Origin of the sequence: Catenulispora sp. GAS73, assembly GCF_041262085.1 — a bacterium.
Taxonomy (GTDB): Bacteria; Actinomycetota; Actinomycetes; order Streptomycetales; family Catenulisporaceae; genus Catenulispora.
Genome location: NZ_JBGCCM010000102.1, coordinates 1 through 1172, shown reverse-complemented (window position 1 = coordinate 1172; position 1172 = coordinate 1). Strand labels below are relative to the sequence as shown.

Genomic DNA, 1172 nt, shown 5'->3' with positions numbered 1-1172 from the left:
GGGCGCCTCCGTCCAGGGCCGCGTGGAACAGAGCCCACCAGGCCTGGTCCACGGAGATGCCGGAGACCGACAGCCGGACCGGCATGTCGCCGGGTTCGACACACCGCAGGCCGAGCGTGGCCAGGGTCTCGGGGACGTTCGGCGGCGAGACCGGCCCGCCGAGGTCGAAGACCCTCGCCTCGATCCGGCCGTTGGAGTCCTCGACCCAGTTCATGACGGCCGCCGACAGCCTGATCGAGGCCATCGGGGTGGTCAGGTCGGCGGCCGAGCGCCTGCGGTGCGAGCGCGGATGGAGGGTGATCTCGCGGCCGACGGTGCCGCCGACAGCGCCGCCGACAGGGCCGCCGACGGCGCCGGCGACCCTGGTGCCGCCCGTGCCACCGACCGAAGGGCCCCGGTCCCAGCCGCGCTCGAAGGCGGCCAAGTCCAGCGGCAGCCAGCCGAGCGGATGGCGCCGCATCGCGGCCGAGGCGGCCCACTCGGTGATCCAGGACCGGCCCCGCGCCGTGCCCTCGCGAAGCACGATCTCGTGCACCAGGCAGGCGCGAAAGGTGTCGCCGACGTCGTCCGCCAGGCCCTGCCCGATGAACGCGTCAGCGAAGGTCGCGCGCCGCCGATGCGCGGCCAGGCGCGCGGCGGCGACGCGGTCGATGTCGTACCCGGCGGCCCGGCCGGCCGCGATCAGCCGAAGCGTCTGCGGGAGGTCGCCCTTGCCGGACACCTCGACGAGGAGCTTGAACACGTGGTCGAAGACGTACAGGTACTGCCAGGCCCGCGGCTCGGCCCGGTACGCCGCCAAGAGCGCGACACCGAGGTCCCCGAGGTACCAGGTATCGCCGTCGGCACAGCGGCGCTCGGACTCACCGCGGACCCAACGGACGACCCTCTCGGACTCAGCTCCGTGGGTGCGGCCGAGCTTGCGCAGCGACCGGATGGTCTGCTCGATCTGATCCGCCACGCCGTGAGCGTACGAACACTGCGATACCCGCGATGACGGTGTTTTTGCCGCGCGTGCTTGATGTGTGGGTGTGGGTGTGGGGGGCTGGGGCCCCGCCAGTCCTGGCTGGCGGGTGCCCGCACGTGCGGGTAGTGACGTGGCGTGCCCAAGACGCGGGAATCCTTCCCACAGGCCGGGGTTGTCCCGGGTTCCCCGTCGCGTCGGCGGGCGTAGC

At 73.1% G+C, this 1172-nt stretch carries 1 protein-coding gene; it reads right to left on the bottom strand.

All coding sequences use genetic code 11. The annotated features are described in order from the left end of the window. The coding region (locus ABH935_RS50870; RefSeq protein WP_370385243.1) for a DUF6183 family protein at window positions 1-958 on the bottom strand (958 nt) is incomplete at its 3' end. Between the last annotated feature and the right edge of the window lie 214 nt (window positions 959-1172).